This is a genomic window from Desulfobacter sp. UBA2225, assembly GCF_002348205.1.
Lineage (GTDB): Bacteria > Desulfobacterota > Desulfobacteria > Desulfobacterales > Desulfobacteraceae > Desulfobacter > Desulfobacter postgatei.
In genome coordinates, this window is record NZ_DDYV01000148.1 from 1 (window position 1) to 6,501 (window position 6,501).

5 protein-coding genes, 1 tRNA gene and 1 pseudogene are annotated in these 6,501 nt (G+C 49.6%); 5 read left to right on the forward strand and 2 right to left on the reverse strand.

All coding sequences use genetic code 11. From position 1 onward, the window contains the following. A pseudogene (locus B3D59_RS07725) lies at nt 1-265 on the reverse strand (TIGR01212 family radical SAM protein); the annotation flags it as partial. A 144-nt stretch (nt 266-409) separates the two neighbouring features. Between B3D59_RS07725 and mnmG the strand changes: the two are divergent. The 5 genes from mnmG to B3D59_RS07750 all read left to right on the forward strand — a co-directional run bounded on the left by mnmG (nt 410) and on the right by B3D59_RS07750 (nt 5,833). After that, entirely contained in the window at nt 410-2,293 is a 1,884-nt protein-coding gene (mnmG, locus tag B3D59_RS07730) for a tRNA uridine-5-carboxymethylaminomethyl(34) synthesis enzyme MnmG (RefSeq protein WP_286818760.1), read from the forward strand. Between the two features lie 113 nt (nt 2,294-2,406). After that, a complete protein-coding gene (locus B3D59_RS07735) occupies nt 2,407-3,369 on the forward strand; it encodes a J domain-containing protein (RefSeq protein ID WP_286818761.1) in 963 nt (320 codons plus the stop codon). A gap of 6 nt (nt 3,370-3,375) precedes the next feature. After that, nucleotides 3,376-3,891, forward strand: a complete 516-nt coding sequence (gene hpt, locus B3D59_RS07740) for a hypoxanthine phosphoribosyltransferase (RefSeq protein ID WP_286818762.1) — start codon at nt 3,376-3,378, stop codon at nt 3,889-3,891. A gap of 30 nt (nt 3,892-3,921) precedes the next feature. Then, on the forward strand, nt 3,922-5,661 hold the full coding sequence (locus B3D59_RS07745) for a DUF3426 domain-containing protein (protein WP_286818763.1): 1,740 nt from the start codon (nt 3,922-3,924) through the stop codon (nt 5,659-5,661). 104 nt (nt 5,662-5,765) lie between these two features. Then, a tRNA-OTHER gene (locus B3D59_RS07750) sits at nt 5,766-5,833 on the forward strand. Between the two features lie 47 nt (nt 5,834-5,880). Here the strand turns inward: B3D59_RS07750 and mmuM are convergent. Continuing rightward, the coding region (gene mmuM / locus B3D59_RS07755) for a homocysteine S-methyltransferase (RefSeq protein WP_286818764.1) at nt 5,881-6,501 on the reverse strand (621 nt) is incomplete at its 5' end.

Here is a 6,501-nt window from a genome sequence, read left to right on the forward strand (position 1 = left end):
TGTATTTTTTTATGGCCCCGATCTTACCGGCTTCAATCTGCTGGGAAATGGAAAGCCCCCTGGCAAAGGCGCCGGTACCCGACCCTTTGGCATTGCAGTAAATACACCCTGACCTGGACAGGGTTCCGTCCCGGTTGGGACAAGTCAGCCCGGCATCCACGGAAATTTTCTGCACCCGCTCACCAAACAGGTTGCGAAGATAAGCATTATAATCCGAGTACCGTTTCATTCGGTCAGCATCTGCCAAAGTCTTCCTCCATATCATCCGTTCTCATTCATCCGTTCACCCTTTAAGGCAACACCTTAACCATACAGATTACGGATGAATTTGCCAAGGTGAAGATAAGCCTGTTGACCAATAGCGAGTAACCATTATATTTAGTCCCTGTAAAAAACAGTTAAGGATGTTATGAACACTTTCAAAAACAGATATGATGTCATTGTGGTGGGTGCAGGACATGCCGGGTGCGAAGCCGCTCTGGCTGCGGCCCGCATGGGCTGCAGCACCCTTTTGCTCACCATTGACATGGACAAAATTGCAGCCATGCCCTGCAGTCCCTCCATCGGTGGAACGGCCAAGGGACAGCTGGTCAAGGAAATTGATGCCCTGGGCGGCTGGATGGCAAAGGTATCGGACTCTTCGGCGATCCAGTACAGGACCCTGAACACCCGTAAAGGACCGGCGGTCCAGTCCACCCGGACCCAGAATGACAAGAACATGTATTCGCGAAACATGAAGCATGTTCTGGAAACGGCTAAAAACCTGGATCTCAAGCAGACCATGGTGGAATCTTTGATCATTGAACACGATGAAATCAAAGGCATTGCCGAAAATACCGGATTTGAATATTTTGCGCCCTGTGTGGTCATTACCACAGGCACCTTTTTACGGGGCACCGTCCATATCGGGGCCTCCAAAATCCAGGCCGGACGTGCCGGAGAATTTGCCTCCACCGGTCTGGCCCTGAGCCTTGAATCCATGGGACTTGAGATGGGGAGGATGAAAACCGGCACCCCGCCGCGCCTCCATGCCGATTCCATTGATTTTTCAAAATTCAATGTCCACGGATCAGACCAAGAGATCAAACCCTTTTCCTTTTCCACCACCAAGGTGACAACGCCCATGCTGCCAAGCTTCATGGGTCAGACCAACCCGGGTACCCATACCATCATCCGCAACAATCTGAAGTATTCAGCCCTGTACGGCGGACATATCAAGGGCCGGTCCGCCAGGTACTGCCCATCCTTTGAAGACAAGGTGGTAAAATTTCCGGAGCGGGACTCCCACCATGTGATCCTGGAATATGAAGGCATAGGCTCCAAGGAAATTTATGCTTCGGGACTGGGCAACAGTCTGCCCCTTGAGATCCAGTACCAGGTCGTGCGTTCGGTAAAAGGCCTTGAGCAGGCACAGATCATGCGCCCGGCCTATGCCATTGAATACGATTATGTATCGCCTCTGGAACTGACGCCCGCCCTTGAAACCAAAAAGATCAAGGGGCTGTTCCTGGCCGGACAGATCAACGGCACATCCGGCTATGAGGAGGCCGGGGCCCAGGGGCTGTGGGCCGGGGCCAATGCTGCGGCAAAAATACTTGGCCGTCCGCCTTTTATTCTGGATCGGTCCCAGGCCTATATTGGGGTCATGGTGGATGACCTTGTCACCCGCGGCACCAAAGAGCCCTACCGCATGTTCACATCCAGGGCCGAATACCGGCTGCTGCTCAGGGAAGACAATGCCGATCTGCGTTTGGCCCGGATCGGTTATGAATACGGACTGACAGAGAAAGGGCGCCTGGATGAGGTTTCCCGGATTAAGGAGGATACCGCAAAAGAGCTTGAACGGGTGAGCCGGACCGTGGTCAAACCCAGTGATAAAACCAATGCCTTTCTTGCCGAACACAACTCCAATCCCATTGACACAGGTGTCCCGTTAACCCAGTTGCTTAAACGTGCGGAGCTCAGTTACAATCTTTTAAAGCAGATTGCCCCCGCTCCCGAACCTGTCCAGGACCGCGCGGTCCGGCAGGTGGAAATTGAAATCAAATATGAAGGGTATATCCGGCGCCAGTATAATGAAATTAAAAAGTTTGAGGATCTGGAACGGATAAAAATTCCGCCTGAATTTTCCTTTGATGCGGCCCACGGCCTGTCCAATGAGATCAGGGAGAAACTCAACCGGATCTGCCCGACATCTCTGGGCCAGGCATCCCGCATTGACGGAATGACCCCGGCGGCTATCTCCGTTCTGATGGTTGCCATCAGCGCATTCAGGCAAAGCCGATCCCTTTGATACAAAGGAAGGTCTTTCCTCCTCTTGACTTCGATGGCTTGCGCCTTATTTTTATTACACATTTGTACTAATGAAACAACCATACAGCCAAAGGCAAAGGAATCAGATATAACATGGCGCAAGATTACTATAAAACACTTGGGGTAGATAAAACGGCGACAGCCGCCGACATAAAAAAGGCTTACAGAAAACTTGCCCTCAAATACCATCCGGATAAAACCAAAGGGGACAAGGATCTGGAAGATAAGTTCAAAGCCACTTCCGAAGCCTACGCGGTTCTCAGCGACCCTGAAAAAAGAAAACAGTATGACACTTACGGATCTGCCGACTTCCAGCAAAGGTTTTCCCAGGAGGATATTTTCAGAAACTTTGATCTGGGCGATATTCTCAAGGAGTTTGGTTTTGGCGGAGGCGGCGGATTCAACCGGTCCGGCGGTTTTTCCTCTGGATTTAGACAGGGCGGGGCAAAGACTTCATTTTCGGGCATGGGGGGGAATCCCTTTTTCCAGAACGCGGCGGGGCCTGGAGCGGGTTATGGTCGCAAATCCCCGACCCGGGGCAAAGATCTGGAATATGAAATCCCATTAACCCTGGACGAACTGATCAATGGTGCCGGCAAAACCATCACCATCTCCCAGAACGGGGAGGCCAAAGCCATTGAGGTAAAAATTCCCAAAGGCCTGACCCAGGGCAAAAAAATCAGACTGGCCGGCAAAGGCGAATCAGGCGCACACGGCGGTCCCGCCGGCAACCTTTACATCAAGTCCAGCCCTGCCCTGCCCCAGGGGATTACCCTGGAGGGAAACGACCTCCTGATGACAAAGGATGTCCGGCTCACCCAAGCCCTTTTAGGAGATAAGATTGAGGTGAACACCCCTTCAGGCAAAACCATAAATCTGACATTGCCGCCGGGGACCGGATACAAGGCAAAAATGCGTTTACCGGGCATGGGAATTCCCCATATGAAAGGAAATGGTTGCGGAGATCTCTATGTTGTGATTAATATAGAAATGCCGAAGATTTTAAACTCCAAACAACAAAAGCTAATCAAAGAACTAAAGGAAACAGGTTTATAATTTAACATGCCCGAATTAATCCCCTTGATTTCGCAACAGGAAATCAATGAAAAAACCCGGGAAATCGGACAAAAAATAACCCAAGACTATAAAGGTCTTGATCTCGTGGTTGTAGGGGTACTCAAGGGGTCTTTTATTTTTCTGGCCGATCTTGTCCGGCAGATCTCCATTGATCATGAAATTGATCTGGTGGGGGCATCATCTTACGAAGGCACATCATCTACCGGGCAGATCGTGTTTACAAAGCAGCCGGACCTTGAACTAAAAGGACGAGATGTACTGCTGGTGGAAGATATCGTGGATACAGGCCAAACCCTTGCCAAGATGATCGAATTCATGCAGCGGTTAAATCCCCGGTCCATAAAAATATGTGCGCTGATTGATAAAAGCGAACGACGGGAAGCCCAAATCAATGTGGATTATGCATGTTTCCGCCTTGATGAGGGATTTATCGTGGGCTATGGGCTGGACTACAATGAAAAATACAGAAACCTGCCGGCAATCTTTGATTTAAAATTATAAAGTTAATTATTCAAATTAAGGGGATGCCCAATGATAATTACCTGCGAAGCGTGCTCAACCCGATTTGTCCTTGATGACGCCCTGATTAAGCCTGAGGGTTCAAAGGTTAAATGCAGTAAGTGTCGGCATGTTTTTACAGCCTTCCCACTGGACGGTCCGGAAATTAAGATCCCCCCCGACCTGCCGAAACCTCAAGAAAACGATATTTCCGGTGATGAACCCGAGATCCAAGACGATTTCAATATCGACAGCGATTCATACGGCCAGGACGCTGACCTGGAAGATGCGGATATTGATTTCTCAGAAATTGAATTCGATGAGGCGAAATTTGAACAGAATCCGCCAGAGCGACAGACAGACACGGAATCAGTGGATTTTCAGTATCAGGATATTGAAGGTTCGGCAAAGGACTTTGACGAAGACGGCCTTGATTTCGAAACCGCTGATTTTGAGATAGATGAACCGGAACTGGATTTTCAGGATAATGCTCTTAAACTGGACGCCCAGGATTTTGAATTTGAAAAAATTAAACATGGAAGTGCTTCTGGGCCAATATCAGTATCCTCAAATTCAGATATGGCTGATATTGAAATCAGTTTTGCCCAGGATGACGACACAGTCGAAGATCTTGAGCTGGAAGAGTTGTCCTTGGACACGGATGATCCAGTCGCAGAGAAGTCCTCCATTGATGATCTTGAACTGGATGATCTTGAACTGGATGACCTTGAACTGGATACGGAAAAGGATGAAGCGCAGAAACTTGAATTTGACGACGACAACCGGAATTTATCCCCCGACCCGGAAGAGACGCTGATTGACCTCCCAATCCAACAGCAGGAAGAAGTAATTGAAGAGCAAGCGGATATAGAATATGAGAGTTCACTTTCAAATGACGTTGACCTTGAATCGGATGACAGTGAAGAACCCGATGATCAGGAAGCGGACGAGGAGATTGAACAGACCGCCGCAGAGCAGGACAAATTTGCAGAATATGACAAGGTGCTGGAACAGGATACCGAACCGCAAGACGCCAGTATAACTATTCCGGACCCTGAAGTGGAAGAGAGTACATATCCGTCTGAAAACCTGCTGGCCCCCACAGATGACGAAATCAATACCACGATAGGGACATCAATGGGCCAGGAGGCCTTTATCACGACGCTGTCCGAACAAAGTGTCCGCCAGAAACGAAGCGCAAAGGAGAAAAAAGGGCTAAGCTTGCTGGTTAAGATTCTGCTGGTGCTGGTACTGCTGATTCTGGCTGCCTATGTGGCAATCATCCGCCTTGGTGTAACCATTCCGGTGGTGTCCGACATTCAGATTCCCTTTATCACTGAATGGCTTGCTCCCAATCCCAAACAGGCACCCCAGCCGCCACTTGACCCCATACCGGACGAACCCAGTATCAATGGCCGTTTTGTTTCCAATAAAAGCGCAGGCGACCTGTTCGTTGTCACAGGCAGGATTAAAAACCCGTCCAATGTTGCTGTCAGCTACATCCAGGTCAAAGGAACCCTGATGACAAAGGACAACACCAAAGCAAAAACGCTGATAGCTTATTGCGGAAATATAATTCCCGAAGAGACTCTTATGTCCGGCAATATCTCGGACATAACCAAACAGATGGACGTAAGACAGGGAAATCAAAACACCAATGTCAATATCAAGCCTGGCGCTTCGGTTATGTTTATGCTGGTTTTTTCCAATTTGCCCGAGGATCTGTCCAACTTCACCGTGGCAGTACAGGGATTTGAACCCGCTCAAGAATAAATCAGCCACACATGAATCATGTATTAAAGGGAAATTATTAAAATAAATTAAAATTTGATTTGACATAAACCATGACATTATGCTATTAAGTCCTGGTTTTTTGTGGCGACGTAGCTCAGATGGTCAGAGCATGCGNNCAGTGTCCGGGGTTCAATTCCCTGCGTCGCTACCAGACTCTACAATGGCCCCTGTCCTCAGGGGCTTTTTTGATTTTATGCCCTATGGTTTCAGTGCTAAGGCAAGTTGACGAATATCCTCCGGCGTTGTCCGGCAACATCCCCCGATGAGCCTGGCCCCGTGTTTTGCCCATTGGAGCGCCATTTCACCAAATGAGGGCAGATCCGGCTTCGGGGTCCACGCATTGGTCAAACTATTATACACTCTGCCTTTATTGGGGTACACCACCACGGGTTTGTCGGTCATCGACCGGATCTCTCTGACAAGGGATGCCACATGAAGGGGATCTGTACAGTTGATCCCTATGGCAGCCACACAGGGTTTTCCATCCAGCCATTGGGCGCAATCCCGAACCGCCTCTCCGCTATTGATGTTCTGTCCGTCCCTTGCACTGAAGCTAAACCAGGCCGGGGGCGTATCCAGATCTTCCAGTAGCCGGACAAGGGCTCTGGCTTCGGCAAAACAAGGCAGGGTCTCGCAGGCCAGAAGATCGGGCCCGGCTGAAACCAGTGTTTTCAATCTCTCTTTGTGAAAATCAACCAGTTCATCTTCACTTATGCTGTACTTGCCGGTGTATTCTGACCTGTCCGCCAGAAAGGCTCCATAGGGCCCCACAGACGCAGCCACCAGGGGTTTAAGCCGGTTGACCCGGTTGACAGGATC